We start from the raw sequence: 26,218 nt of genomic DNA, 5'->3' as shown, positions 1-26,218 counted from the left end.
GGCCGCCCGTACCGGGTCGGTCAGGGGCGGCCGGTCGGTGCCGGGTCCTTCGCCAGCCAGTCCAGGATCGCGTCGACCGGCTCCCGCCACCGCGCGTCGAGCATCATGTCGTGCCCCATGCCGGGGAAGAGCAGCGGGGCCGAGCCGTACCGCCGGGCCGCCCGGGTCAGCGCCGTCGCCGGGACCACCCGGTCGTCGGGGCTGCCCAGCACCAGCACCGGCGGGTCGCCCACCGCCGGCTCCGCGGCCCGCCCGGTCAGCAGCTGCCACTGGGCCCGCCGACCGGCCCGGCCCAGCCGGTCCGCGTACCGCCGGGCCTCGGCCTCGGGCAGCTCCCGGCTGAACAGCTGGCGGCGGTGCAGCCGCAGCGGCCCGCCGAACACCGCCGGCAGTGTGCCGACCGGGTTGCTGCGCAACGCCGCCCCGAACGTCGCCCAGCCGCCGAGCACCGGCGCGACCAGCACCGCGGCCCGGGCCGGGTAGCGGGCCAGTGCGTGGGCGACGACGAGCGCCCCGGCACCGTGCCCCACCAGCACCGCCTGGCGCGGCAGGCCCGCCGCCACCTGCGTCACGTCGTGGGCGTACGCCCGCAGCGTCGCCTCCGGCGCCGGCCCACTGTCGCCGTGCCCGCGCAGGCTCAGCGCGTACGCCGGGAAGCCCCGGGACGCGGCGTGGCCGAGCCAGTGCTCGGCGAACGCCCAGGCGCCGTGCCCGAAGCCCGGTACGAAGAGCAGCGGTGGACGTCCCTGCTCCACCTCGGGGGCCGCGCCGAGCACCTCACGCCGGACCGGGCGAACCGGGCGGGCCCACTCCCGCCCCCGCATGACCCGCACCTTCACTTCTCCTCCAGGTCGTGCAGCGCGCGCTGCACGGCGCGCAGGTAGTCGGCGTGGCCCACCTCGAACCAGTGCCGGCTGCTGTCCTTGACGGGCCCGGCGTACCGCTCCCCCGCCTTCGCCGTCACCCGGGCGGCGAAGGCGTCCGCCCGGTCGGGACGGGTCACGCGCAGCCGCAGCAGCCGGGCGAAGAGCACCGTCTGCCAGTGCGACAGGGGGAAGATGCCCGAGTCGGGCTGCACCAGCCCGGCCACGGCCAGCGTGGGGCGGCCGGGGACGAAGGCGTTCAGCCAGAGCTTCGGCCGGCCCTGCCCCGCCTCGTCACCGAGCACCGCGGGGTCGAGGAACTCGAAGCGCGGCAGGTAGCCGGTGGCGAAGACGACCAGATCCGGGTCGATCTCCCGCCCGTCGGAGAGTTCGACGGCGTACGGGTGGAAGCGGGCGACGTCGGGCACCGGCGCGATCTCGCCGTGGCCCACGTAGTAGACGAGCTGGCTGTTGGCGATCGGATGCGTCTCGTAGACCCGGTGGTCGGGCTTCGGCAGGCCGAACCGGGTCAGGTCGCCGACGGTCAGCCGCAGCGTCCAGTGGTAGAGCCACTGCCGCACCCGCAGCGGCACGCGCAGGGCCAGCAGCGCGTCGTTGACCTGGTCGGCGGGGCGACCGAGGACGTACTTCGGGGCGTACCAGTAGCCCCGGCGGGTGGAGTGCCAGCAGCGCGACGCCTGCTGGGCGGCCTCCACCGCGACGTCGCAGCCGGTGTTGCCGGCGCCCACCACCAGCACCCGCTTGCCGCGAAGCTGCGCCGGATCCTTGTAGGACGAGGCGTGCATGACCTCGCCCCGGAACTCCTCCAGCCCCTCGTAGCGGGGCAGCTTCGGCGACCAGTTGTGGCCGTTGGCGATCACCACCGCCGCGTAGCGGGAGGTGCGTTCCGGGCCGTAGCCGCCGGTGCTGCGGGTCGTCACGTCCCAGCGGTCGCCGGCCACGGGCTCCACCCGGACGACCTCGGTGCCGAACCAGATGTGCCCGCGCAGGTCGAAGTGGTCGGCGTACCGCTCGAAGTACGACAGCAGCTGACTGTGGTGCGGGTAGTCCGGCCAGTCGTCCGGCATCGGGAAGTCGGGAAACTGGGTGAACGGCCGCGACGAGATCAGGTGCGTGCTCGCGTACACCGGGCTGCGGTCGTGCCGCCAGTTCCAGGCGCCGCCGACGCCGGTCTCCCGCTCGTAGCAGTCGACGCCGAACCCGTGCTCCCTCAGGTTCTTGATGGCCGTGAGACCGCTGGCCCCGGCGCCGACGACGCAGACGGTGTCGCCCCGGTCGGAGACCGGCCGGCCGTCACGGGTCAGGGCGAGGGTGCTCGCCTCCGGGTCGGGCCGGCCGTGGTCGGTGGAGGTGGACACCGGGATCTCCTTTTGTGCGGCACGAATGCCGGGTCGCGCAGCATCCTCTCCACAACGGAGCGCGTTGTCCAGCCCCGGACGCGGCGGAGGAGTCAGTCGGCGGCGGGCAGGAGCAGGTCGACCAGGACCGGGAAGTGGTCGCTGGCACGCCGGGTCTGCGGGGTGTCCACCACGTCGTAGTCGACCACCGTGATGCGCGGGTCGACGAAGAGGGCGTCGATGCGCCGCCGGGGGTCCGTGCAGGAGAAGGTGAGCCGGTCGGCCCGGCCCGTCGCCACGGCGGCGTCGGTCAGCCCGCGCGCCACGGTGGCCCAGGCCGGCCCGTCGGGCCCCTCGTTCAGGTCGGCCGCGGCGACCACCGGCGTGGCGAGGGCGTCCAACTCGCGCTTGAACAGCGCGGCCTGCCCGGACCGCTCGGCCTGGTGCGTGGACAGGTGCGAGCCGGCCACGGTGAACCGGGCGGCGCCGGCCACCACGCACTCGGCGTACGCGGCGCCGCGCAGGTGCCGGCCGGGGGTCAGCGGGAAGCGCTGGCATCTCCCGGCCACCACCCGCACCCGCAGGCTGGTCAGCAGCAGGTTGCCCAGGGCGGGCAGCCCGCCGGCCGCCACCACCAGGCCGAACGACTCCGCCAGCGCCGCCGACTTCTGCCGCCACCGGAACCGGCGCGGCCCCTCCTGCACGATCACCACGTCCGGCCTGACGTCGCGGACCACCGCCGCCAGCGCGGCCGTGTCGTCCCGCTGGCTGTGGATGTTGTACGACACGACGCGCAGGGGCACGCCCGAGCTCTGCGTCACGGTCACCGCCTCAGATCCGGCGGGCCAGGTCGGCGGCGCCGATGACGCCGGCGGTGTTGCCCAGCTCGGCCGGGCGGATCTCGGCGACCGGGAGGCGGCTGCGCTGGGCTAGGGCGTCGGCGAACGACCGGCGGGTCGGGCCGAGCAGCAGGTCCCCGGCGTCGATCACCCCGCCGCCGACGACGAGCACCTGCGGGTCGAGGATCTGCGCCATGTCGGCGAGGCTGGTGCCGAGCCAGCGCCCGACCTGTGCGAACGCCTCGGTGGAGACCGGGTCGCCGGCCTGCGCGGCGGCGGTGACCATGGGCCCGGTGACCGCCTCGGCGTCGCCGCCGGCCAGGTCCAGCAGGCCGGTGGCGCGGTGCGGCTCCTGCCGGGCGGTGGCGCGGGCGAACCGCACCAGCGCGCTGCCGCTGGCGTACTGCTCGATGCAGCCGAGCCGACCGCAGCCGCACTGGTGGCCGTCCGGCACCGTCAGCATGTGGCCCAGCTCGGCGGCGATGCCGTTGGCGCCGCGCAGCAGTTCCCCGTTGAGCACGATGCCGCCGCCGACGCCGGTGCCGATGGTGAACATGACCATCGAGTCGTCGGCGTCGCGGGCGGCGCCGTGGCGGAACTCCGCCCAGGCCGCCACGTTGCCGTCGTTCTCGACGACCGCCGGCAGGCCGGTCGCGGCGCTCACGTAGTCGCGCAGCGGCTCGTCGCGCCACGCCAGGTTCGGGGCGAACAGCACGGTCGACCGGCTGGCGTCGATCCAGCCGGCCGCGCCGATGCCGACCGCCTCGACCGGGTACCCGGTGGCCAGCTCGCGGACGAGCTCGATGATCACGTCCCGGGTCTTGGCGACGTCGTCGGCGGGGGTGTCCCGTCGGACCTGCACGAGGACCGTGCCCGCGGCGTCCACGACACCACCGGCCACCTTCGTGCCACCGACGTCGACTCCGATGGTCAGCGTCACCGCTGCCACTCCCCTCTGCTGTGCTGTCCGCACCGGCGCCGGCGGACAGCCGGCGCGTGGTCGGGATGTGCGTTGGTCAGGCCCCGTCGCCCGGGGACCGCTCGCCCTCGTCGCCGGGCGCCCGGGACGCGGGGACCACGGGCCCGTCGGTGGACGTCCGGACGGTCACCGGGGCGGCCTGCCCGGCGACGTCGACGGGCGGTACGACGGCCGGCGCGGCCTCGTCCTCCGCCCGCGTGGCGGTGGACCAGACGTCCCGCTCCGGTGCCGGCTGAGAATCATGCCCGTTCCGGGTGGCCTCGCGCCACACGTGGTCGTCCCCGCCACCCGGCGCCGGGGTCGTCGCCGAGCCCGCCGGAGCGTCGGCGGGGGGCTCGGGCGGGCCGAAGGCGCGCAGCAGGCTGGCCACGCCGGCGGCCAGGTCGCCCGCGCCGGTCGCGAGGCGCTCGGCGAACTCGGGACTCGGATCGCGCAGGGCGGCGATGCCCCGGCAGACCGGGCAGACGCAGCATTCGGCCGCGCCGGTGGCGAAACCACCCGGGGGCGGCCCGGCCGGCCCGCCCGGGCTGACGCTGTGACCGAGGACACTCGACACGATCCCACCGAGCGGACCCCACTGGCCGCTCTTCGTGCCGGTCGCGGCCAGTCGGGCGGCGGCCAGCGCCGTGGCGACCAGACGTTCGGCCTCTTCCCGGGCCGAGCCCGGATCCGTTGCACCCATGGTCGGCTCCCCTACCCTGCGGCGGGGCGCGTCACTGCGCCGCGCCGGATGCTTCTACCCGGCGCTTGAGGTGCTTCAACGCCGTATCCATGATCATTTTTTCGGCCTTGCGACGGAACATGCCGAGCATCCCGACGGAGAGCTCGACCTCCAGGGTGTAGGTCACCGTGGTGCCGCCGTCCGGGTTGCCGTCCAGGTCGTACGAGCCGCGCTGGAACTTCTGCATCTTCGAGGGCGCCACCAGGTGCCACTCGATTCGGGAGAGGTCCTCGGCGTACTCGTAGGCCAGCACGTACTCGTCGGCCAGCACGCCGGCGTCGATGGTGAACCGGACCTGGCTGGCGTAGCCGTCCTCGTACTCCTCGATCACCTCGACCCGCCGCACCGCCTCGGTCCACTCCGGGTAGCTCGGGAAGTCGCAGATGACCGCCGCCACCTGCTCCGGTGACGCGCCGACGACGATCGACTGGGTGGAGATGTCCGCCATGCAGGGAGGCTACCCGGCAGCGGCGGCGCCCACGCCGCGCCGCCCCCGGCACGCCGGCGGCGGCCCTCGGACAGGCTGGACCACCTGCCTTTTCACCCCGGTCGCCGGGGCGGGTAGGTTTCGACAGAGCCGCCCCGGTGGCGGCCGACCAGGCCAGTGCGAGCACGAGGGAGTGCAGGTGCGCGAGTTCTCCGTCCCGCCGATCGTCACCGTCGGCGACGCGGCCAACCTCACCGACCCGGTCTGGGACAACGCCGAGGTCGCCCCGGAGGCGGTCCAGTTCGTCCGCCCCGCCGGCGCGGCGGGCGCCTGGGCCGACGTCACCTGCCGGCAGTTCCGTGACGAGGTCGTGGCGGTGGCCAGGGGACTGGTCGCGGCCGGCGTGCAGCCCGGCGAACGGATCGGCCTGATGAGCCGCACCCGCTACGAGTGGACCCTGCTGGACTACGCCATCTGGGCGGCCGGCGCGGTCACCGTGCCGGTCTACGAGACCTCCAGCGCCGACCAGGCCGCCTGGATCCTGTCCGACTCCGGCGCGGTGGGCTGCGTGGTGGAGAGCGGCGCGCACGCCACCCTGATCGCCGGCGTCCAGGACCGGCTGCCCGACCTGCGCCACGTCTGGCAGATCGACCTCGACGCCGTGGACGAGCTGGTCCGCTCCGGCGCGGCGGTCGACCCGGCGGAGATCGACCGGCGGCGGGCCGCCGTGCGCGCCGACGACCTCGCCACCATCATCTACACCAGCGGCACCACCGGCCGCCCCAAGGGCTGCGTGCTGACCCACCGGAACATGTACGCCGACATCGCCAACGCGGTGCCGGTGCTGCCGAACCTGTTCGGACCGGGCGCCTCGACCCTGCTCTTCCTCCCGCTGGCGCACGCCTTCGCCCGGCTCATCCAGATCGGCGTGGTGCAGGCACGGGCCACCATGCGGCACTGTTCGGACCCGAAGAACCTGGTCGGCGAGTTGCAGGACTTCCGCCCCACCTTCGTGCTCTCGGTCCCCCGGGTGTTCGAGAAGGTCTACAACGGCGCCAAGCAGAAGGCCGAGACCGAGGGCAAGGGCAGGATCTTCGCCCGCGCGGAACAGGTCGCCATCGCCTACAGCGAGGCGCTGGAGACCTCCGGCGGCCCCGGCCTGGCGCTACGCGCCCAGCACGCGCTCTTCGACAAGCTGGTCTACCGCAAGCTGCGGGCGGCGCTCGGCGGCCGGTGCCGCGACGCCATCTCCGGCGGCGCCCCGCTCGGCGCCCGGCTGGGCCACTTCTTCCGCGGCATCGGCGTGAACGTGTGCGAGGGCTACGGCCTCACCGAGACCTCCCCCGCCGCCGCCGCGAACCTGCCCGGCGCCACCCGGATCGGCTCGGTCGGCCGCCCGCTGCCGGGGGTCACCATCCGCATCGACGACGACGGCGAGATCCTGATCGCCGGCGACCTGATCTTCCAGGGCTACTGGCGCAACGAGACGGCCACCGCCGAGGCGCTCAGCGCGGACGGCTGGTTCCGCACCGGCGACCTGGGCCGGCTCGACGACGAGGGCTTCCTGAGCATCACCGGCCGGAAGAAGGAGATCATCGTGACGGCCGGCGGCAAGAACGTCGCCCCGGCCGTGCTGGAGGACGAGGTCCGGGCCCACCCGCTGGTCAGCCAGTGCGTGGTGGTCGGCGACCGCGCGCCGTTCATCGCCGCGCTGGTCACCATCGACGAGGAGGCGCTGCCGCGCTGGCTCGCCTCGGCCGGCCTGCCCGAGGACACCCCCGTCGGGGAGCTGCGCGAGCACGAGGGGCTGCGCGCCGAGATCCAGGGCGCGGTCGACACCGCGAACCAGGCGGTCTCCAAGGCCGAGGCGATCAAGGTGTTCCGGATCCTGCCCCACGACTTCACCGAGGCGACCGGCGAGCTGACCCCGTCACTCAAGGTCAAGCGACAGGTCGTGCACAAGTCGTACGCGGCGGAGATCGCCGACATCTACCGAGCCTGACTACGATCCGTCACGTGCCCGCCTCGACACCCTCCCGGCCCCAGCCGCATCCCCTCGCCGCCGCCGCGCGCGTGGTCATGCTGGCGCTCGTCGCAGTCCTGACCCTGTACGCCACGCACGACCCCGGTCAGCTCTGGTGGATCGCGCTGCTGGCGGTCGCCGGGCTGCCCGCGCTGCTGGCGCCCGAGCACCGGCCGGTGGGCCCGCTCAGCCGGGTGGCCGAGGTGCTGGTGCTGGGGCTGGCCGCGAGCCAGGTCGCCGCCGTGGCCACCGTCGGCGGGGACGTCGGCGGGCTGGGCGCCTCGGCGGTGCTGCCCTACCTGGCGGTCCCGGTGACCGTCACCGCGCTGCGCCGCCGGTTCCGCGAGGGCGTCGCCCTGCTGGCCGTCGCCGCGGCGACCCTGCTGGTGGCCGGCGCCCTCACCGACGTCGACGGCGGGCGGCAGATCGGCGAGCTCGGCTACCTGGTGATCTGCGCCCAGTGGCTGATCCTGGCCGGGCTCGGCCTCGCCGCCGCCAGCGGCCTGCACCGGGTCATGCAGGTCCGCAACGAGGGCAAGCCCCAGCCGTACGCCGAGGCGACCCGGCTGCTCACCCAGCTGCGTACGGTGGCCCGGCAGCTGCCCGGGGCCACCCTCGACCCGGGCGGCATCTCCGAGCACCTGCTGGAGGAGCTGCGCGCGGTGGCCCGGGCGGACCGGGCGGCCGTGCTGTCGGCCAGCGGCGGCGGCCGGCTGGTGGTGCTGGCCCAGGTCGGCGTGGAACGGGTCGACTGGGAGACGACGCTGGACGCGGACTCGGCCATCGCCGACGCGTGGGCCAGCCAGCAGCCGCACACCGCCGCCCGCTCGCAGGCCCGCTCGCACCGCGGCGGCGACGTCTCGGCCCTGATCGTGCCGCTGGTGGCCGGGGTGCGCACGGTCGGGCTGGTGGTGCTCGAGGCGGACGCGGCGCAGGCGTACCCGCCCGGCGTGGTGTCCCGGGTGACCGGGCTGACCCGGCCGGCCGCGCTGCGGCTGGAGGCGGCGCTGCTCTTCGACGAGGTCCGCTCGCTGGCCACCAACGAGGAACGGCAGCGGCTGGCCCGGGAGATCCACGACGGGGTGGCGCAGGAACTGGTGATGGTCGGCTACGGCATCGACAACGCCCTGGCGTACGTCGACGAGGATCCGCAGGAGACCGCCGAGGCGCTGCGTACGCTGCGCGGCGAGGTGACCCGGGTGATCACCGAGCTGCGGCTGAGCCTCTTCGAGCTGCGCAGCGAGGTGGACCGGCACGGCGGCCTGGCCGCCGCGATCGCCGAGTACGCCCGGACGGTCGGCGCCTCGGGCGGGCTGCGGGTGCACCTGTCCCTGGACGAGTCCACCGCCCGGCTGCCCGCCGCCACCGAGGCCGAGTTGCTGCGCATCGCCCAGGAGGCGGTCACCAACGCGCGCAAGCACGCGGGCGCGGCGAATCTCTGGGTCACCTGCGAGGTCGACCCGCCGTACGCGCAGATCGAAGTGTCGGATGACGGTCAGGGGATCGCTGACCAGCGTTCCGACGGGCACTACGGTCTTGCGATCATGGCCGAGAGGGCGGAACGTATCCGGGGCCGGTTGGAGATCAGGCCGCGGCAACCGAGCGGCACGACCGTGGCGGTGGTGCTCGGCTCCTCGCCCCGGCGCGATAACGTGCGCGGTAGCGTAGCGGCAGCAGAAGGGGAGTAACCCGAGGATGACCACAAGTCCGACACCGGCCACCCGTACCAAGGTCCTCCTTGTCGACGATCACGACCTGATCCGCAAGGGCCTGCGGCACGCGTTCGAGCGCGACCGGCAGTTCGAGGTCGTAGGGGAGGCCGCCACGGCGGCGGAGGGGGTACGCCAGGCCGGTGCGCTGCAACCGGACGTGGTGATCATGGACCTGCGGCTGCCCGACGGCAGCGGCCTGGAGGCCACCCGGGCACTGCGCAAGTCCAGCGCCTCGATGGGCATCGTGGTGCTCACCATGTACGCCGGAGACGACCAGCTCTTCGGCGCCCTGGAGGCCGGGGCCAGCGCCTTCGTGCCCAAGACCGCGCCGGCCGACGAGGTCGTCGCCGCCGCCCGGCACGCCGCCTCCTCCCCCAGCGCCTTCACCGCCGCCGACCTGGCCGAGGCCATGAAGCGCCGGCTGGCCCCGTCCGGGCCGCAACTCTCCCCCCGCGAGGGTCAGGTGCTGCGGCTGCTCGCCGACGGGATGAGCGTGGCGGGCATCGCCAAGCAGCTCTTCGTCAGCGAGTCCACCGCCAAGACCCACATCTCGAAGCTCTACGAGAAGCTGGGCGCGGCCAACCGGGCCCAGGCGCTGATGACCGCGCTGCGGCTCGGTCTGCTCGAGGCCCCGGACGCCCCGAAGTTCTGACCGCTCCCCGCGGGAGATCGTCGACGTACACCGACGGGTCCGCGACCGCCGACGGGCGGCGCGGGCCCGTCGCCGTCGCATCGAGCGGCGACGGCGAAGGGTTCGCGGCGCGCTATGGTCTCCCGGGCGGGCAGCCGGCAGAATACCGGCGCGGGCAACGGTGACCCGCACGCCGACAGGAGGGGTGAGCGCATGCAGCGGCCGGTCTGGGCACCCGACGAGATCGACATCGAGCGCCCCAGCGTGGCCCGCATGTACGACTACTACCTCGGCGGCTCGCACAACTTCGCGGTCGACCGGGCGGCGGCCCAGGCGATGGTCGCGGCGGTGCCGGAGGCCCCGCTGATGGCGCAGGCGAACCGGGCGTTCCTCCGCCGCGCGGTGCAGTTCCTCCTCGACGCCGGCGTCCGGCAGTTCCTGGACGTCGGCTCGGGCATCCCGACCGTCGGCAACGTGCACGAGATCGCCCAGCGCGACGCCCCGGACGCCCGCGTGGTCTACGTCGACGTCGACCCGGTGGCGGTGGCCCACAGCCGGGAGATCCTGGAGGGCAACGACCGTGCCGTGGTGGTGCAGGAGGACCTGCGCCACCCCGAGCGCATCGTCGCCCACCCCGACGTCCGCCGGCTGCTCGACTTCGACCAGCCGATCGCCGTGATGATCGTGGCGGTGCTGCACTTCGTGCCGGACGACGACCGGCCCGCCGAGCTGCTGCGGACGCTGCGCGAGGCTCTGACGCCGGGCAGCTACCTGGTGCTCTCGCAGGCCAGCGGTGACGGCCGTGGCGACGACGAGCGGGCCGACGCCGAGCGGGTCTACCGGCGGACCGACAATCCGCTGTGGATCCGCAGCCGCAGCGAGCTGACGGTCCTCTTCGACGGCTTCGAGCTCGTCGACCCCGGCGTGGTCTGGGTGCCGCAGTGGCGTCCGGAGTCCCCCGACAGTGCCGAGGACGCCGAGCGGGCGGCCTTCATCGGCGGCGTCGGGCGGCTCGGTGGGTGAGCCGTCCGGGGCGACCACCGTCGCCCCGACCGGCACCACCGTGCGGCACCCGTCCCGCCCCGGAACGGAAATCTTCGCCCGGGCGTGGGCCAAGGCCGTCTCCGGCACCAGTTACCTGCCGATGACCCTGGCCCAGCTCGAGGCGCTGTTGCAGCGCCTCACCGAGCAGCTCGCGACGGCGCTGCTGGCCGAGCCGATCGACCTGCGGGTGGGGCACCGGGTGGGCACCGAACTGGTGGCCGCCCACATCGCCTCGGCCGAGGGGCTCGGTCGTACGGTCGAGGTCGTCCAGCTCCGACTGGCCCGCGACCTCGGTCTGGTCGACGAGGAGGTCGAGGACCGGCTGGCCCGGCTGCTGGCCGCCGTGACCACCGGGTACGCCCGCGCGCTGCGGGACCGGACGCTGGACGAGCAGGAGACGATCCGCCGGGCCGCGATGACCGCCCGGGCTGAGGCGGAACGGGCGCTGCGCAGCAGCGAGGCCCGTTTCCGTCACCAGGCCACCCACGACCCGCTGACCGACCTGCCCAACCGCACGCTGTTGACCGAGCGCCTCAGCGCGGCCATCGACTCGCCCACCCGGGGCGCGGCACGCCTGGGCGTCTGCTTCCTCGACCTCGACCGCTTCAAGGTGGTCAACGACTCGCACGGGCACCAGGTCGGCGACGGGCTGCTGGTGGCCATGGCGGACCGGCTCCGCCGGTCCCTCGACGGGCACCTGGTCGCCCGGCTCGGCGGGGACGAGTTCGTCGTCCTGGTCGAGGACACCACCGGCACCGACGACGTGGTCGCCGTGGCCGAGGCGGCGCTCGCGGCGGTACGCGAGCCGGTGCTGGTGGACGGGCACGAGCTGAGCGTGTCGGCGAGCATCGGCATCGTCGAGCGGGAGGTCGCCGGCACCTCCCCCGGTGACCTGATGCGGGCGGCCGACAGCACGCTGCACTGGGCGAAGGCCGCCGGTGGCGCCCGCTGGGCGCTCTACGACGCCGACCGGGACCGCCGCGACCTGGCCCGCTACGCGCTCTCGGCGGCCATTCCCACGGCGCTGGAGCGGGGCGAGTTCTACCTCGACTTCCAGCCGCTGACCTCGCTGCGCGACGGCCGGGTGCTGGGCATGGAGGCCCTGGTGCGCTGGCGGCACCCGGAGTTGGGCGTCCTGCGGCCCGACAGCTTCATCGGGCTGGCCGAGGAGACCGGGCTGATCGTCCCGCTCGGCGGGTGGGTGCTGGCCGAGGCGTGCCGGCAGGCCGAGAGCTGGGCCGTCGGCGGTGGGCCGGCCCCGTTCGTCAGCGTCAACCTGGCCGTGCGGCAGGTACGCCGCGCCGCTCTCGTCCAGGAGGTACGTGCGCTGCTGCGGCACACCGGGCTGTCGCCGGAGCGGCTCCAGTTGGAGATCACCGAGAGCACCATGATGAGCACCGCCGAGGAGTCGGTCCGGACGCTGCGGATGCTCGCCGACCTCGGCGTGCGGATCGCCATCGACGACTTCGGCACCGGCTACTGCAACCTGGCGTACCTGCGGGACCTTCCGGTGACCGAGCTGAAGGTGGCCGGGCAGTTCGTGGCCGGACTGCGGGCCCCGGAGGCCCGGGCCGACGAGCGGATCCTCGCCTCGCTCGTGTCGCTCGCGCACGCGCTGGACCTGACCGTCACCGCCGAGGGCGTGGAGACGGCCGGGCAGGCGGAGCGGCTGCGGGCGATCGGCTGCGACGCCGGCCAGGGCTGGCACTTCGGCCGCCCGGACTCCGCCGAGCGCATCCTGGCCCGCCTGCGCTGACGGCCGCCCACCGCGTCGCCGCCCGCCTGGGCGCCGTCGCCCGCCTCGGCACCGCCGCCCGTCTGGGCACCGTCGCCCGCCGCCCGGCTGGGCACCGCCGCCCGCCCGGTCGTCACCGGGGAGCGCGACGCGGCGCCGTCAGCCGGCGAGCAGAGCGGCCATCCGCTGTGCCTGCGCCTCCCAGCGCCACTCCCGCTCCACCCAGGCGCGGCCGGCCGCGCCGAACTGGCGGGCCAGGTCCCGGTCGGCGAGCAGCGTCGCCACCCGGTCGGCGAGCTGGGCGACGTCCCGACCGCGGACCACGAACCCCGTCTCGCCCTCGCGGACCGCGTCCGGCGCGCCGCCGGAGTCGCCGGCCACCACCGGCAGTCCGGTCGCGGAGGCCTCCAGGTAGACGATCCCGAGACCCTCGACGTCCAGACCCCGGTTGCGGGTGCGGCACGGCATCGCGTAGACGTCACCGGCGGCGTAGTGGGCCGGCAGCGCGGCCGACGGCACCGAGCCGGTGAAGACCACGTCCCGCTCGACGCCCGCCTGGCGGGCCAGCTTCTCCAGCGTGGCCCGGTAGGGCCCGCCCCCGACCACGAGCAGCGCGGCGTCGGGCACCCGGCGACGGATCTCCGGCATCGCCCGGATCAGCATGTCCTGCCCCTTGCGCGGCACCAGCCGGGACACGCAGACCACCACCGGACGGTCGGCCAGCCCGAGCCGGACCCGGACCGCCTGGCCGTCGACCGACGGATGGTAGGCGTCCACGTCCACCCCCGGGGCGAGCCGGTGCAGTTCGGTCACCCCGTGCAGCGCCCGCGCCAGCCGTACCCGCGTGTACTCCCCCAGGTAGGTCGTCACGTCGACGCCGCGCCCGATGCGCCGCAGGGTGGCCCGGGCGGCCGGCAGCGCGGCCCAGCCGACCTCGTGCCCGTGGGTCTGCGCCACCGCCCGGCGGATGCCCGTCCGGCGGCGCAGGCCCGCGGCGAGCAGCCCGAGGGGGGCCGCCGCGCCGAACCACACCGTGTCGCAGTCGTACGCGCGCGCCAGGCGGGCCGCCCGCCGGGCCACGAGCGGGGTGGGCAGCAGCACCCGGGTGCGGTCCCGGATGACCTCGAACGGCTGGTCGGCGTCGAACTTCTCCGCGCCCCGCCACGTCGAGGCGTAGACGACCACCGACCCGGCGGGCTGGCGCACCGCGAGGTTGTGCACGAAGGACTGGATCCCGCCGGGGCGGGGCGGAAAGTCGTTGGTGATCAACAGCGTACGGCTCATCGGCCGGCCTCCCTGGCATGGGCGCGGGCGGCGGCCATCCGCTCGACCGTGGACGGGTGCGTGGCGGAGTAGAGGTACTCCCAGCGCGGCGGATCGGGGTCGGCGAGGTTGATGCCGGCGAGCCGCCGCTGCATCGCCTCGAAGGCGGCCGGGTCGCCGGTCAGCGCGAGCGCGTGCGCGTCGGCGCGCGCCTCCACCCGCCGCGACATCAGCGCCTGTGCCGGCGCGGAGACCACCCCGGCCACCGTCACCAGGGCAAGCAGCAGGGGGAACGCGCGCGGTTGGGCGACCGAGTCGACGCCGGCCAGCCGCAGCAGCGGGCCGGAGGAGCCGAGCAGGTAGAGCGCGACCACCGCGGCGGCGGCGCCCAGCGCCCCGGTCAGCGTGCCGACCGCGACGTCCCGGTCCTTGGCGTGCCCCAGCTCGTGGGCCACCACGGCGGTCACCTCGGCCGGCGTCGCCTCGCGCAGCAGCGTGTCGTAGACGACCACGCGCCGGGTCGGCCCGAGCCCCGAGACGTACGCGTTGACGGCCCGGGTACGTCGCGACGCGTCGGCGACCAGCACGTCGCGCACCGGGACGCCGTCACGGGCGGCCATCTGCATCAGCTGGGTCCGCAGCGGGCCCTGCTCCAGCGGGGTGAACCTGTTGAAGACCGGCTCCACCAGCACCGGCAGCACGAAGGAGAGCACCACCACCAGGGTTGCCGCACCGGCTGCCCCGAACGCCCACCACCAGCGCGGCGAGAGCCGGATGACGGTGTAGAAGCCGAGCAGCGCCACCGCGCCGATCACCGCGCTGACCGCGTACGACTTGAGCAGGTCGACCGTCCAGCCGCCCCAGCCGTTGGTGCTCAGCCCGTAGCGGGTGAGCACGGCCTGCCGCCAGGCGGCGAGCGGGAGGGTCACCAGGTCGGCGACGAGCACCACGGCGAGCCCGCCGAGGACGGCCTGGGCGGCCCAGTGGTCGCCGAACGGGCGGCCGGCCAGCTCGACGAGCCGGCTGCCCAGCGGAGTCAGGCCGAGCAGCAGGGCCGCCAGCAGGCCGGCCGCGATCGCGGCCCACCCGGCGGGACGCAGCGCGGAACGGAACTCCCGACTGCGGGCCACCTGCTCGGCGGGCAGGTCGCCCAGCGCGGCGAGCTGGTCGGCACGGGGAGCGGGCGGCCGGTGCCACGGGATCAGCAGCGCGGCGGTCACCACCAGGGCCACGGTCAGAGCGACCAGCGACAGCACCGCCCAGCCACGCGGGCTCACCGCCGTCCTCCCGGCGCCGGGTCGCGGCGTGTCCCGCGCAGCCGCCGGTGGTCCGCGACGCGGCCGGGCCGGCCCGGTGACCGATCCCGCACGCGGCCCGCGACGCCATCGGTCGCGGCGGGGCTCTCGCCGTCGCGTCGTACCCGCGTCATGCCGCCGCTCCCTCCGCCGTGACCGCCCATCCTATTGCCCGCCCGGTGCCCGCCGCGCCGCGCCGGCACCGGCCCGACCCCCGGTCGGCGTACGTCACTGCGGCGCCATCGGTCACCACGGTGACGCCATGACGGAGTCAGAATTACTTGCCATGGCGTCATGATGGTGCCATAGTGGCGTCATGGACCTGACGTCGTATGTCGAGAACCTCCGGCAGGAGCTGGCCGGCGTCGCCGAACTGGGCGGCGAAGAGGCCCGGGCACTTGCCGAGCGGCTGGCCGGGCCGCTCGAGTCGGCGCTCCGGCTGGCGCTGCTGGACGCGCTGGCCGCGGCGGCGGCGGAGATCACCCGCGATCTGGCACCCGGGTCGGTCGAGCTGCGCCTGCGCGGACGCGAGCCGAGCTTCGTCGTGACGCCACCGCCGGCCGGCCCCGACTTCCCGGGCGAGCCGGACGTCGCCGAGCCGGCCGTCCCGCCCACCGCCGACGCCGAGGAGGGCGCCACCTCCCGGATCAGCTTCCGCCTCTCCGAACACCTCAAGGGCCGCGTCGAGGAGGCCGCCGCCCGCGACGGCCTCTCGGTCAACGCCTGGCTGGTCCGGGCGGCCAGCGCCGCCGTGGCGGCCACCGGCACGGCCCGCCAACCCCAGCGCCGCGCCCCCCGGGGCGGGGAACGCTACACCGGCTGGGCCCGCTGACCGGCCCCGCGCCGGCCCGCGCCGGCTCCACCACCTGTCCCCGCCCGAAACGTCCACCCGTCAGAAAGGACCGCGTCGTGCCCACTTTCGACACTCCCGCCGCGATCTCGGCCACCGTCGACCTGGTCGTCGGTGACGTCCGGATCACCGCGACCGACCGCACCGACACCGTCGTCGAGATCCGCCCGAGCAACGCCTCCACCGAAGCCGACGTGCGCGCCGCCGAGCAGACCCGCGTCGACTACACCGACGGCCGGCTCACGGTCAGGGCACCGAGGCAGCGCGGCTTCGGCCTGTTCGGCAAGCCCGGTTCGGTCGACGTGACGATCGAGGTGCCGACCGGCTCGCACCTGCACGGCGACGCCTCCGTGGCGGCGTTCCACGGCACCGGCCGCCTCGGCAGCTGTCGACTCCGGACCGCGGCCGGCGACATCGAGCTGGACCGCGCCGCCGACGTCGATCTCGACACCTCCGCCGGCGCCGTCCGGGTGGAGCACGTCGCGGGCCGGGCCCGGATCAGCACCGGCACCGGCCGGATCCGGGTGCAGGAGGTCCAGGGCGACGCGGAGGTCAAGAACACCAACGGCGACAGCTGGCTGGGCTCCGTCACCGGCGAGGCCCGCGTGAAGGCGGCCAACGGCGACATCGCCGTCGACCGCGCGCACGCCACGGTCACCGCCACCACCGTCAACGGCGACGTCCGCATCGGCGAGGTCTCGGCGGGCACGACGACGGTCCGGACCCAGAGCGGCCGGCTCGACGTCGGCGTCCGCTCCGGCACCCCCGTCCTGCTCGACCTGCACACCCAGTTCGGCCGGGTGGAGAACCACCTCGATGCGTACGAACCGTCCGGCGAGCCCGCGGGTGGCGTACGGGTGAGCGCCCGGACCTCCTTCGGCGACATCGTCATCCGCCGCTGTTGACCCCCGTTCGCCCGACCGGCCCGACGGCCGGCCAGCCCTCGACCGGCCCGACGGCCGGCGTGGAAGGAGAAGACATGCCACCCAGCACGGCCCCGGCGGCCATCACGGTCGCCGCCCTCCGCAAGTCCTACGGCGGCCAGGTGGTGCTCGACGGCATCGACCTCACCGTCGCCGCAGGCACGATCTTCGCCCTGCTCGGCCCCAACGGCGCCGGCAAGACCACCACCGTGCAGATCCTGTCCACCCTGATCGGCGCCGACTCCGGCGAGGCGCGGGTCGCCGGGCACGACGTCGCCCGGGAGCCCGACGCGGTACGCGCCGCGATCGGTGTGACCGGCCAATTCTCCGCCGTCGACGGACTGCTCACCGGCGAGGAGAACCTGCGGCTGATGGCCGACCTGCACCACCTGCCCCGAGCCGAGGGGCGGCAGCGTGCCCGGAGCCTGCTCAGGATGTTCGACCTGGTCGAGGCGGCCGGCAAGCCGGTCGCCAGCTACTCCGGCGGGATGCGCCGGCGGCTCGACCTGGCGATGGGTCTGGTCGGTCGCCCCCGCGTCGTCTTCCTCGACGAGCCCACCACCGGTCTCGACCCGCGCAGCCGGCAGGCCATGTGGCAGATCGTCCGGGATCTGGTGGCGGACGGCGTCACCATCTTCCTGACCACCCAGTACCTGGAGGAGGCGGACCAGCTAGCCGACCGGATCGCCGTACTCGACCACGGTCGCCTGGTCGCGCAGGGCAGCGCGGCGGAACTCAAGCGGCTCGTCCCCGGCGGGCACGTCAGCCTGCGTTTCGCCGACCAGGCCGCGTTCGACACGGCCGTCCGGGTGCTGCCCGAGCAGTCCCGCAAAGCCGCCGACCTCACCCTGCACGTGCCCGGTGACGGCGGTGTCCGGTCGCTGCGGGACCTGCTCGACCTGCTCGACAGCCGGTCCGTCGCCGTGGAGTCGCTGTCGGTGCACACGCCCGATCTCGACGACGTCTTCCTGGCCCTCACCGGTCAGCCCGAGAAGGTGGGAACCCCCCGATGAGCACCCTGACGTACGCCGTCCGCGACTCCGGCACGATGCTGCGCCGCAACCTGCGCCGCTGGGTGCGCTACCCGTCGATGACGGTGCTGCTCGTCGGCATGCCCATCCTGCTGCTGCTGCTGTTCGTCTACGTCTTCGGCGCGACCCTCGGCGCCGGGCTGGGCGGCGGTTCGGGCGACCGGAGCGACTACGTCAACTACGTCACCCCGGGAATCCTGCTGATAGCCGCCGGCCTGGCGGCCACCGGGACGGCCGTGTCGGTCGCGATGGACATGACCGAGGGCATCATCGCCCGGTTCCGGACCATGGCGATCGCTCGGGTGTCGGTGCTGACCGGTCACGTGCTGGGCAGCATGGTGCAGACCATGCTCAGCCTGGCGGTGGTCACCGGGGTCGCCCTGCTGATCGGATTCCGGCCCACCACGGGCGCGTCGGCCTGGCTGGCGGCCGCCGGCGTGCTGGTCCTGACCGCCTTCGCGTTCACCTGGCTCTCGGTCGCGCTGGGGCTGGTCTCCAAGAGCGTCGAGACGGCGAGCAACCTGCCCATGCCGCTGACCTACCTGCCCTTCATCGGCAGCGGGTTCGTGCCCACCGACTCGATGCCCGACGGGCTGCGGCAGTTCGCCGAGTATCAGCCCTTCACCCCCATCATCGAGACCCTGCGTGGCCTGTTGACCGGCGGGCCGGTGGCGACGCACGCCGCTCTCGCGGCGGCCTGGTGCGCCGCCATCGCGCTGGTCGGCTATCTCTGGGCGAAGAAGCTGTTCAACCGGGACCCGTCCCGCTGACCGTCATCCCCGACGCCCGTTCCCGAGCCGCCGGCCCGGGAACGGGCGTCGTCGGGCCGACGGCCGTGGCCGTCACGCGACGCGGCGGCGTCGGGTGGGCCGCCCGGCCGGCCGGGGGGTGGGCAGCACCTCCACCTCGAACCCGGCCCGGGCGAAGACCTCGATCGCCCGGGCCTCCGCGCCGCCCAGCCCGGCGGCCGGGGACGAATCGTCGAGCAGAACGGTCACCAGGCAGTCGGCGCAGCCGCTCCCCCGGATACCGCACCCCGCGCAGTCGATGAGCATCTCGCCTCCTGGTGCGCTGCGGCGACCGGGTGCGGCGTCACCGTCGCCACCCGAGCACCGTCGGTCACCACGACGGTAGGCCGGAGGTACGACAGAAAAGGGACAACCGGTCGCGGACGGCCCGAAAGCGATCAAGCGCCCCGATCAGGACCGGGCGAGCCGGCGCAGCAGCGAGTCGGCACCGAGCGGGTACGCGCCGTGCCGGCGTACGCCGTCGGCGACCTCGCGGTCCGAGGAGACCACCACCACCGGGCGGCCCGACGGCTCGGCGCGGACCAGGCGCCGGATCAGCTCGTCGGCGGTCTCCCCCTTGCGGGAGAAGAGCACCCGCACGCCGCGCGGTGTGGGCGGCAGCCCGTGCATCCGCTCGGCGCCGTCGAAGACCACCGTGACCTCGTCGCCGGTCTGCGCGGCGATCCCGCCCAGGCCGGTGATCAGCCGCTTGCGCTGCTGTTCGAGGGACATCTCGCCGAAGCCGCGCTTGGTCACGTTGTAGCCGTCGACGACGAGGTGCGCCCGGGGCAGGGCGAGCAGCTGGTCGAGGCGGGCCGGGTCGTCGGTGTCCCGGGCACGGGTGGCGGTGCCGGCCGCCGTGGTGCCGGACCGGTCGGCGAAGGTGTCGGCGACGAAGTCCGCGGGCAGGGTGTCGACCGGATCGAGCGCCAACTCGCGGCGCAGCCCCACGGCGGCCTGCCCGATGGTCTCCAGCAGCAGCCAGAGCCGGGCGTCGTCGACGGAGCGGGCCTCCTTGGCGCTGGCCCGGGCCGCCCCCGCCGCCGACTCGGCCTCGGCCAGCCGCGCCCGCACCCGGCGCAGCTCCGCGTCGGCGTCCGCCGCCGCCCGGGCGGCCCGGCCCCGCTCGGTGGCGAGCAGCTCCGTGGCCTTGCGCTCGCGGGCCTGGGTCTCGCGCAGCGCCCGGTTCTGCTGCCGGCTCTCCTCGCGCAGCTGGCCCAGCTCCTCGCGGACCCGGGCCAGCTCGTCGCGGAGCTTCTCGGCCTCGACCCGGGCCACCGCCCGGTCGTGCTCGGCGCGGGTGGCCCGCTGCTCGGCCTCGCGGACCAGTTCGGCGACCACGGCGCTGTCGGCCTCGGCGCGGACCGCCGCGCCGCTGGCCTCGATCAGCTCCCGCCACCCCCGGGGCCGGGCCAGGTAGGCCAGCGCGGCCACCTCGACCGGGTCGGCGGCGGCCGGCGCGGTGCCCTCCAGCACCGCGGCGCCCAGGTCGCCGGTGTCGGCGAGCACCCGGGCGGTGATCCGCTGCCGGAACAGCGGGTCCGCGGTCAGCTGGGCGGCGATCGCCGGAGCGCCGAGCCGCGCCCGGCGGTTCGGGGCGAACTTGGCGACCCGGCGCAGCGGCACCGGCACCTCGTCTGCGGGCAGCCCGGGCAGCACCGCCGCGGTGAGCGCCACGATGCGCTGCCGGACCGGCTCGGGCAGGACGGGCTCGGGCTCGGGCACCGACGCCCCGGGCGCCTCAGGCTCGGGCTCGGGCGCCTCAGGCTCGGGCACGGCAGGCGCCGACACCCCGGGCTCGGACGCCTCGCGGTCGGACGCCGGTGCCTCGGCGGCCGAGGCACCGGCGGCTGCCGCCGGGGTGGCCGGCGTCCCGGGCAGGCCAACCTCGTCGGGGGCACCCCCACCGACATCGCGCGCAGCGTCGACCGGATCCTCCTGCCGGAGGCGGTCGTCGTGCGGCTCGGTGAGGGGCATGTGGCAAGTCTCCCACCGCGACCGGGCCCACCGCCCGGTGAGTGAGCCGATCTCTCATCCTAGACCGGTGGTGACGTCTGATGCCGTTGGGACCGGAGTGTCGGACCGGACCGCTAGCGTGCCGCCGATGGCAGAGACCGAGTACGTCCAGGAGCCGCTGGCCGGATTCGCCCCGGGCGCGGGCGGGATCGACCCGGCGCTGCCGCTGCACGCGACGACGTTCGTGGTGGTCGACCTGGAGACCACCGGCGGCGCCCCGGACGGCGGCGGGATCACCGAGATCGGTGCGGTGAAGGTGCGCGGCGGCGAGGAGCTGGGCGTCCTCGCCACCCTGGTCAACCCGGGCGTGCCCATCCCGCCGTTCATCACCGTGCTCACGGGCATCACCCAGGCCATGCTGGTGCCGGCCCCGCCGATCGAGCAGGTGCTGCCGAGCTTCCTGGAGTTCATCACCGACGCCGTGCTGGTCGCCCACAACGCCCCCTACGACGTGGGCTTCCTCAAGGCCGCGTGCGCCAAGCACGGCTACCACTGGCCCAGCCCGCGGGTGCTCGACACCGCCGCGCTGGCCCGCCGGGTGCTGACCCGCGACGAGGTGCCCAACCGCAAGCTCGGCACCCTCGCGGCCTACTTCCGCACCGCCACCCGGCCGACCCACCGGGCGCTCGACGACGCCAAGGCCACCGTCGACGTGCTGCACGGGCTGATCGCGCGGCTGGCCGGGCACCGGGTCGACACCGTCGGCGACGCCATCGAGTTCGCCCGCGCGGTCACCCCGACCCAGCGGCGCAAGCGACACCTGGCCGAGGGGCTGCCCAGGGCGCCGGGAATCTACATCTTCCGGGCAGCCGACGACCGGCCGCTCTACGTCGGCACCTCCGGCGACGTCGCCACCCGGGTGCGCAGCTACTTCACCGCGGCGGAGAAGCGGGCCCGGATCTCCGAGATGCTCGCCGCGGCGGAGCGGGTGGAGGCGGTGGAGTGCGCCCATTCGCTGGAGGCGGAGGTCCGCGAGCTGCGGCTGATCGCGGCGCACGCCCCGCCCTACAACCGGCGGTCGAAGTTCCCGGAGCGGGTGCTCTGGCTGAAGCTGACCGACGGGCCGTACCCACGACTGTCGGTGGTGCGGGCCATCTCCCCCGGCGACGCCGCCTACCTCGGGCCGTTCAGCTCCCGGCGGGCGGCGGAACTGGCCGCCGCGGGCTTCCACGACGCCGTGCCACTGCGCCAGTGCACCCACCGACTGTCGCTGCGCACGGTCACGCCGGCCTGCGCGCTGGCGGAGCTGGGTCGCTGCCCGGCGCCCTGCGAGCACCGGATCACCCCGGAGGAGTACGACGTCCGCGCGGTCGCGCCGTTTCGCACCGCCACCGCCAGCGACCCCCGACCGGTGGTGGACGCCCTGCTCGCCCGGATCGACGCGCTCTCCGGGGCCCAGCGCTACGAGGAGGCGGCGGTGGCCCGGGCCCGGCTGGTGGCGGTGCTGCGGGCGACCGTACGGATGCAGCGGCTGACGGCGCTGACCGGCATCGCCGAGCTGGCCGCCGCGCGCCCGGCGGCCGGTGGCGGCTGGGAGCTGGCGCTGGTGCGGCACGGCCGGCTGGCCGGGGCCGGCGTCTCCCCTCCCGGTGTCCACCCCCGACCGACGATCGCCGCGATCCGGGCGACCGCCGAGACCGTCCTGCCGGGCCACGGCCCGGTCCCGCGCGCCTCGGCCGAGGAGAGCGAACGCATCCTGTCCTGGTTGGAGCGACCGGAGACCCGGTTGGTGGAGATGTCCTCCGGGTGGGCGTCCCCGGTGGCCGGCGCGGCCCGCTTCCGCGACCTGCTGAGAAAGGCCGAGAACGCCGCGTCCCCGCAAAGCTCGACCGAAAGCCCATGACCAAGTGACCGATCGGACTACCTCGACTCCCTTACTCTGTTAGAGAAGTGCAGTCCTGCCCGTTTCGTGGGCCTGCTTCCGGTTGCCGGGTGTCGGCGGCCGTGGAGCCGGGGTGAGGAGGTGTCCCGCGTGGACCTCGACGCCGGACGCGGCGCCGCCATGGGGGGCGCGCTCCCGACCCGACCGGGCGAGCTGCCGCTGGCCCGCCGGCTGCGCTCGCTGCTGAGCTGGCCCACCGCCGACACCGATCCGGTCAGCCACCTGGTCCGGACCCACCGGACGATCCACCCCGGCACCGAGCCCTCCGTGCTGCGCCGGGCCTACACCATCGCGGACAACATGCACCGCGGGCAGTTCCGCAAGAGCGGCGAGCCCTACATCACCCACCCGCTGGCGGTGGCCCAGATCTGCGCCGAGATCGGCATGGACGCCACCACCCTGGTCGCCGCGCTGCTGCACGACACCGTGGAGGACACCCGCTACACCCTCCAGGCGCTCGCCGAGGACTTCGGGCGCGAGGTGGCGCACCTGGTCGACGGGGTGACCAAGTTCGACAAGGCGTTCTACGGCAAGGCCGCCGAGGCCGAGACGATCCGCAAGATGATCGTCGCGGCCGGCAAGGACGTCCGGGTCCTGATCATCAAACTGGCCGACCGGCTGCACAACATGCGCACCCTGGGCGTCCGGTCCGCGGCCTCCCGGGAGCGGATCGCCCGCAAGACGCAGGAGGTCCTGGTCCCGCTCTGCGACCGGCTGGGCATCCAGACGCTCAAGCGCGAACTCGACGACGTGGTGCTGCTGCACCTGGAGCCGGACGAGCACGCCCGGATCGCCCGGCACGTGCACGACCGGCCGGGCTGGGACGCGTACCTCGACGAGGTTGTCACCCGGGCGAAGTCGGCCCTGCGCCGCAGCCGGGTGGACGCGGTCGTGACCGCCCGTCCCCGGCACCTCTACTCGATCTGGAAGGACACCGTGGCCGGTGGCCACGCCGCCCCCTTCGACCTGCCCCGGATCGCGATCGTGGTGGACGGCCCGGCCACCGACTGTTACGCGGCGCTCGGCGCGATCCACGGCGTGTGGCGGCCGGTCCCCGGCCGGTTCAAGGATTTCATCGCCTCCCCCAAGAACAACCTCTACCGCTCGCTGCACACCAGCGTCTGCGGGCCGAAGGACCGCACCGTGGAGGTGCTGATCCGCACCGAGGAGATGCACCGCTCGGCGGAGTACGGGGTCGCCGCCGACTTCCGCTTCCCGCGCTCCGGCGGCGGCACCGCCGCGGCCCGCTCCGAGCAGCCCGACTGGCTGCGCCGGGTACTCGACTGGGAACAGGACACGGCCGATCCGGCCCAGTTCCTGGAGTCGCTGCGCTGCGACCTCGCCGAGACGCAGGTCCAGGTCTTCGCCGACGGGCGACAGGTCGTGCTGCCCGCCGGGGCGACCCCCGTCGACCTCGCGTACGAGCTGGGCACCGAGCGGGGCGACCACTGTCTCGCGGCGCAGGTCAACGGCCGGCTGGTGCCGCTCTCCTCCGAACTGGACGAGGGCGACGTGGTGGAGATCTTCACCGAGACCGACGCGGCGGACGGTTTCGACGCGGACGTCGCCCCACGTGGCCCCCGTCGGGAGTGGCTCGGCTTCGTCAAGTCGCCGCAGGCACAGATGCAGATCAGCCGGTGGTTCGCCGACCACACCGAGCCCGGCATCTCCATCGCCGACAAGGTCCGCCTCGGCCGCGCCACCGTCGGGCTGGCCCTGCGCAAGCACGACCGGGGCCTCGCCAGCGACCTGCCGCTGCTGCGGCTGTCGGAGGAACTGGGCTACCCCGACCTGGAGACGCTGCTGGTCGCGGTCTTCGACCGGGTGATCGAACCGGACACGGTCGTACGCCAGCTCATCGACCTGGTGGACCACCGACAGTAACGGCTGCGGCCCGGGTGGTCCGAACGTTCCTCGCGGCCACTAGCCTGGACGCATGATCCCCCGCTCGCGCGCCACCGGTCGGGCCGTCGCATACCAGGTCTTCTACCGGCTGCCGTTGCCGGTACGCCGCCGCCTGGTCCGGATGGCCGTGCCGAAGTACATCGTCGGTGCGGTCACCCTGGTCCGGGACAGCGAGGCCGAGGGAGCGGGCCGCCTGTTGCTGCTGCGTCAGCCGCCCGGCCGGGGCTGGGGGCTGCCCGCCGGCCTGTTGCAGAAGGGCGAGGCACCGGTGGTGGGCGCCGCCCGCGAACTGCACGAGGAGTCCGGCATCCGGCTCTCGCCCCGGCAGTTGAGCCCCGCCGTCCCGAACGCCGTCGTGCATGCCAAGGGCTGGGTGGACGTCGTGTTCACCGCCGAGGTGCCGGCGTCGAGCACCGAGCTGAAGGTCGACGGCGCCGAGGTCTTCGAGGCCGCCTGGCACCCGCTGGACGACCTGCCCAAGCTGACCTGGCCGACGGCCCGGCTGCTCGCGTACTACGACATCGGGCCGCTGGCCGGGCAGTTCCCGCCGCCGGTGCCCGACACGAAACCGTGACCGCCGGCCGCGACGCCAACGGCCAGGCCACCGCCGCCCCGGAAGAGCAGGGCTCCGCCCCCGCCGGAACGGCTGCCCCCCGCCCGGCCACCGCCGCGACGGCTGGCTACGGCCCGACCGAGGTCTGCGCGGTGGTGCTCGCCGCCGGCGAGGGCACCCGGCTGCGGCCGCTGACCGAGCGGCTGCCCAAGGCGCTCTGCCCGGTGGGCAACGTGCCGCTGCTCGACCGGGCGCTGGACCGGCTGGCCGGGCTGGGCCTGGTCGGGCCCGACCGGGTCGCCGTCAACGCCTGCTACCTCGGCGACCAGGTCGTCGAGCACGTCGGGGGCCGCGCCCACCTCTCCGTGGAGCCGGGCGACCCGCTCGGCACGGCCGGCGGGGTGGCGAACCTGCGGGACTGGATCGCCGGTCGCGGCGTCCTGGTCGGCAACGCCGACGCCTACCTCGCCGACCCGGAGTGGCCGCCGGGCCCCGACATCGCCGCGCTGCTGCGCGGCTGGGACGGCGGATCCGTCCGCCTGCTCGGCCAGCCCGCCGCAGACCCGGCGGCGCCGGGCACCTTCGACGGGCACGTGTTCACCGGCTTCTCGCTGCTGCCGTGGCGGCTGGTGCGGGAGTTGCCGGTCGGGTTCGGCGACCTCGTCCGGGCCGTCTGGCGGCCGGCGGAGGCGGCCGGCGCGTTGACCGTCGTGCCGTACCCCGGCACGTTCTACGACACCGGCACCCCGGCCGACTACCTGGCGGCCAACCTGCACGCCGCCGGGGGCGGCAACCTGGTGCACCCGACGGCCACGGTGACCGGCCGCTGCCGGTCGGCGGTGATCGGCGCGGGCGCCGTCGTCCGGGGCGACGTGCAGCGGACGGTCGTCTGGCCCGGCGCCACCGTCGGCCCCGGCGAACGCCTCCACGACGTGGTCCGCGCCGGCAGCGCCCTCACCGTCACCGGCACACCACCGCCCGCGGCCCGGGGAAACATCTAGCATGGGCGACGACGCCGACGAACGGAGAAATGCCCCGTGATCACCGCGATCGTGCTGATCGACTGCGCCACCGACTCGATCCCCGAGGTGGCCGAGAACCTGGCCAACCTGCCCGGCGTCAGCGAGGTCTACTCGGTGGCCGGCCACGTCGACCTGATCGCGATGGTCCGGGTCCGGGAGTTCGAGCAGATCGCCCAGGTGATCGCCGGCAGCATCTCCAAGGTGCCGGGGGTGCTCAACACCGAGTCGCACATCGCCTTCCGCGCGTACTCCCAGCACGATCTGGAGGAGGCGTTCGCGATCGGCCTGGCGAACGCCGACTGACGCGAACGCCGACCGACGCCGACGCCGACGCCGACCGACGCCGACGCCGACCGAC

The 26,218-nt window shown here is 74.8% G+C and carries 24 protein-coding genes; 14 read left to right on the top strand and 10 right to left on the bottom strand.

All coding sequences use genetic code 11. The features are described 5' to 3' along the window. Positions 1-20: 20 nt before the first annotated feature. From KBX06_RS07175 to KBX06_RS07150, 6 genes are all read right to left on the bottom strand, one after another. Positions 21-824 carry an alpha/beta hydrolase gene (locus tag KBX06_RS07175; protein ID WP_210833431.1) on the bottom strand — a complete coding sequence of 268 codons (804 nt, stop codon included), beginning with the start codon at positions 822-824 and terminating at the stop codon, positions 21-23. Positions 825-835: 11 nt separating this feature from the next. Beyond that, entirely contained in the window at positions 836-2,242 is a 1,407-nt protein-coding gene (locus KBX06_RS07170) for an NAD(P)/FAD-dependent oxidoreductase (RefSeq protein ID WP_210833430.1), read from the bottom strand. 92 nt (positions 2,243-2,334) lie between these two features. Next, on the bottom strand, positions 2,335-3,042 hold the full coding sequence (locus KBX06_RS07165) for an endonuclease/exonuclease/phosphatase family protein (RefSeq protein ID WP_307854482.1): 708 nt from the start codon (positions 3,040-3,042) through the stop codon (positions 2,335-2,337). A gap of 10 nt (positions 3,043-3,052) precedes the next feature. Next, entirely contained in the window at positions 3,053-4,000 is a 948-nt protein-coding gene (locus tag KBX06_RS07160; RefSeq protein ID WP_210833429.1) for an ROK family glucokinase, read from the bottom strand. Between the two features lie 76 nt (positions 4,001-4,076). Further along, the gene (locus KBX06_RS07155; protein WP_210833428.1) at positions 4,077-4,721 is read right to left on the bottom strand and encodes a hypothetical protein; all 645 of its coding nucleotides are present in this window, start codon (positions 4,719-4,721) and stop codon (positions 4,077-4,079) included. A gap of 31 nt (positions 4,722-4,752) precedes the next feature. Continuing rightward, complete coding sequence (locus KBX06_RS07150; RefSeq protein WP_210833427.1) at positions 4,753-5,208, bottom strand: SRPBCC family protein; 456 nt, start codon at positions 5,206-5,208, stop codon at positions 4,753-4,755. 178 nt (positions 5,209-5,386) lie between these two features. Here KBX06_RS07150 and KBX06_RS07145 point away from each other — a divergent pair, with 178 nt between their 5' ends. The 5 genes from KBX06_RS07145 (at position 5,387) to KBX06_RS07125 (ending at position 12,353) form a co-directional block, all read left to right on the top strand. Next, entirely contained in the window at positions 5,387-7,189 is a 1,803-nt protein-coding gene (locus KBX06_RS07145; protein ID WP_210833426.1) for a long-chain fatty acid--CoA ligase, read from the top strand. A 14-nt stretch (positions 7,190-7,203) separates the two neighbouring features. Next, on the top strand, positions 7,204-8,898 hold the full coding sequence (locus KBX06_RS07140; RefSeq protein ID WP_307854481.1) for a GAF domain-containing sensor histidine kinase: 1,695 nt from the start codon (positions 7,204-7,206) through the stop codon (positions 8,896-8,898). Between the two features lie 7 nt (positions 8,899-8,905). Continuing rightward, positions 8,906-9,574, top strand: coding sequence for a response regulator transcription factor (locus KBX06_RS07135; RefSeq protein WP_007072219.1), 669 nt, complete (start codon positions 8,906-8,908; stop codon positions 9,572-9,574). A gap of 192 nt (positions 9,575-9,766) precedes the next feature. Further along, positions 9,767-10,576 carry an SAM-dependent methyltransferase gene (locus KBX06_RS07130; RefSeq protein ID WP_210833425.1) on the top strand — a complete coding sequence of 270 codons (810 nt, stop codon included), beginning with the start codon at positions 9,767-9,769 and terminating at the stop codon, positions 10,574-10,576. A gap of 121 nt (positions 10,577-10,697) precedes the next feature. Beyond that, positions 10,698-12,353 carry a bifunctional diguanylate cyclase/phosphodiesterase gene (locus tag KBX06_RS07125; RefSeq protein WP_247685424.1) on the top strand — a complete coding sequence of 552 codons (1,656 nt, stop codon included), beginning with the start codon at positions 10,698-10,700 and terminating at the stop codon, positions 12,351-12,353. Positions 12,354-12,491: 138 nt separating this feature from the next. On the opposite strand, the gene KBX06_RS07120 is transcribed toward KBX06_RS07125, so the two are convergent. Both KBX06_RS07120 and KBX06_RS07115 read right to left on the bottom strand, forming a co-directional pair. Next, positions 12,492-13,616 carry a glycosyltransferase family 4 protein gene (locus tag KBX06_RS07120; RefSeq protein ID WP_210833423.1) on the bottom strand — a complete coding sequence of 375 codons (1,125 nt, stop codon included), beginning with the start codon at positions 13,614-13,616 and terminating at the stop codon, positions 12,492-12,494. After that, entirely contained in the window at positions 13,613-14,872 is a 1,260-nt protein-coding gene (locus tag KBX06_RS07115) for a M48 family metallopeptidase (protein WP_210833422.1), read from the bottom strand. Before KBX06_RS07115 ends, KBX06_RS07120 begins: the two co-directional genes overlap by 4 nt. A 334-nt stretch (positions 14,873-15,206) precedes the next feature. Here KBX06_RS07115 and KBX06_RS07110 point away from each other — a divergent pair, with 334 nt between their 5' ends. The 4 genes from KBX06_RS07110 (at position 15,207) to KBX06_RS07095 (ending at position 18,464) form a co-directional block, all read left to right on the top strand. Then, positions 15,207-15,722 carry a hypothetical protein gene (locus tag KBX06_RS07110; protein ID WP_210833421.1) on the top strand — a complete coding sequence of 172 codons (516 nt, stop codon included), beginning with the start codon at positions 15,207-15,209 and terminating at the stop codon, positions 15,720-15,722. Positions 15,723-15,799: 77 nt separating this feature from the next. After that, positions 15,800-16,645, top strand: a complete 846-nt coding sequence (locus KBX06_RS07105) for a DUF4097 family beta strand repeat-containing protein (RefSeq protein WP_210833420.1) — start codon at positions 15,800-15,802, stop codon at positions 16,643-16,645. 74 nt (positions 16,646-16,719) lie between these two features. Beyond that, entirely contained in the window at positions 16,720-17,676 is a 957-nt protein-coding gene (locus KBX06_RS07100) for an ATP-binding cassette domain-containing protein (protein WP_210833419.1), read from the top strand. After that, positions 17,673-18,464, top strand: coding sequence for an ABC transporter permease (locus tag KBX06_RS07095; protein ID WP_210833418.1), 792 nt, complete (start codon positions 17,673-17,675; stop codon positions 18,462-18,464). The genes KBX06_RS07100 and KBX06_RS07095 overlap by 4 nt, the downstream gene beginning before the upstream one ends. 72 nt (positions 18,465-18,536) lie before the next feature. Here KBX06_RS07095 and KBX06_RS07090 read toward each other — a convergent pair whose 3' ends face one another. Together KBX06_RS07090 and KBX06_RS07085 are read right to left on the bottom strand one after the other, a co-directional pair. Next, positions 18,537-18,749 (bottom strand): hypothetical protein, encoded by a 213-nt coding sequence (locus tag KBX06_RS07090; protein WP_210833417.1) that lies wholly within the window; start codon positions 18,747-18,749, stop codon positions 18,537-18,539. A 144-nt stretch (positions 18,750-18,893) separates the two neighbouring features. Next, positions 18,894-20,258 carry an NYN domain-containing protein gene (locus tag KBX06_RS07085; RefSeq protein ID WP_374225592.1) on the bottom strand — a complete coding sequence of 455 codons (1,365 nt, stop codon included), beginning with the start codon at positions 20,256-20,258 and terminating at the stop codon, positions 18,894-18,896. A gap of 328 nt (positions 20,259-20,586) precedes the next feature. On the opposite strand from KBX06_RS07085, the gene KBX06_RS07080 reads away from it, so the two are divergent. The 5 genes from KBX06_RS07080 (at position 20,587) to KBX06_RS07060 (ending at position 26,163) form a co-directional block, all read left to right on the top strand. After that, positions 20,587-22,341: a DEDD exonuclease domain-containing protein gene (locus tag KBX06_RS07080; protein ID WP_210833415.1), complete on the top strand. Its 1,755-nt coding sequence runs from the start codon at positions 20,587-20,589 to the stop codon at positions 22,339-22,341. A 129-nt stretch (positions 22,342-22,470) separates the two neighbouring features. Next, on the top strand, positions 22,471-24,264 hold the full coding sequence (locus tag KBX06_RS07075) for a bifunctional (p)ppGpp synthetase/guanosine-3',5'-bis(diphosphate) 3'-pyrophosphohydrolase (RefSeq protein ID WP_210833414.1): 1,794 nt from the start codon (positions 22,471-22,473) through the stop codon (positions 24,262-24,264). A gap of 52 nt (positions 24,265-24,316) precedes the next feature. Beyond that, positions 24,317-24,859: an NUDIX domain-containing protein gene (locus KBX06_RS07070; protein ID WP_210833413.1), complete on the top strand. Its 543-nt coding sequence runs from the start codon at positions 24,317-24,319 to the stop codon at positions 24,857-24,859. Between the two features lie 131 nt (positions 24,860-24,990). Then, a complete protein-coding gene (locus KBX06_RS07065; RefSeq protein WP_210833572.1) occupies positions 24,991-25,839 on the top strand; it encodes a sugar phosphate nucleotidyltransferase in 849 nt (282 codons plus the stop codon). Positions 25,840-25,875: 36 nt separating this feature from the next. Then, complete coding sequence (locus tag KBX06_RS07060) at positions 25,876-26,163, top strand: Lrp/AsnC family transcriptional regulator (RefSeq protein WP_088999172.1); 288 nt, start codon at positions 25,876-25,878, stop codon at positions 26,161-26,163. Positions 26,164-26,218 lie beyond the last annotated feature (55 nt).

It is taken from the genome of Micromonospora sp. C31 (assembly GCF_018070575.1).
In the GTDB taxonomy this organism is placed as follows: domain Bacteria; phylum Actinomycetota; class Actinomycetes; order Mycobacteriales; family Micromonosporaceae; genus Micromonospora.
The sequence above is the reverse complement of the archived record's forward strand: the minus strand, read 5'-3'. Positions and strand labels throughout refer to the sequence as shown.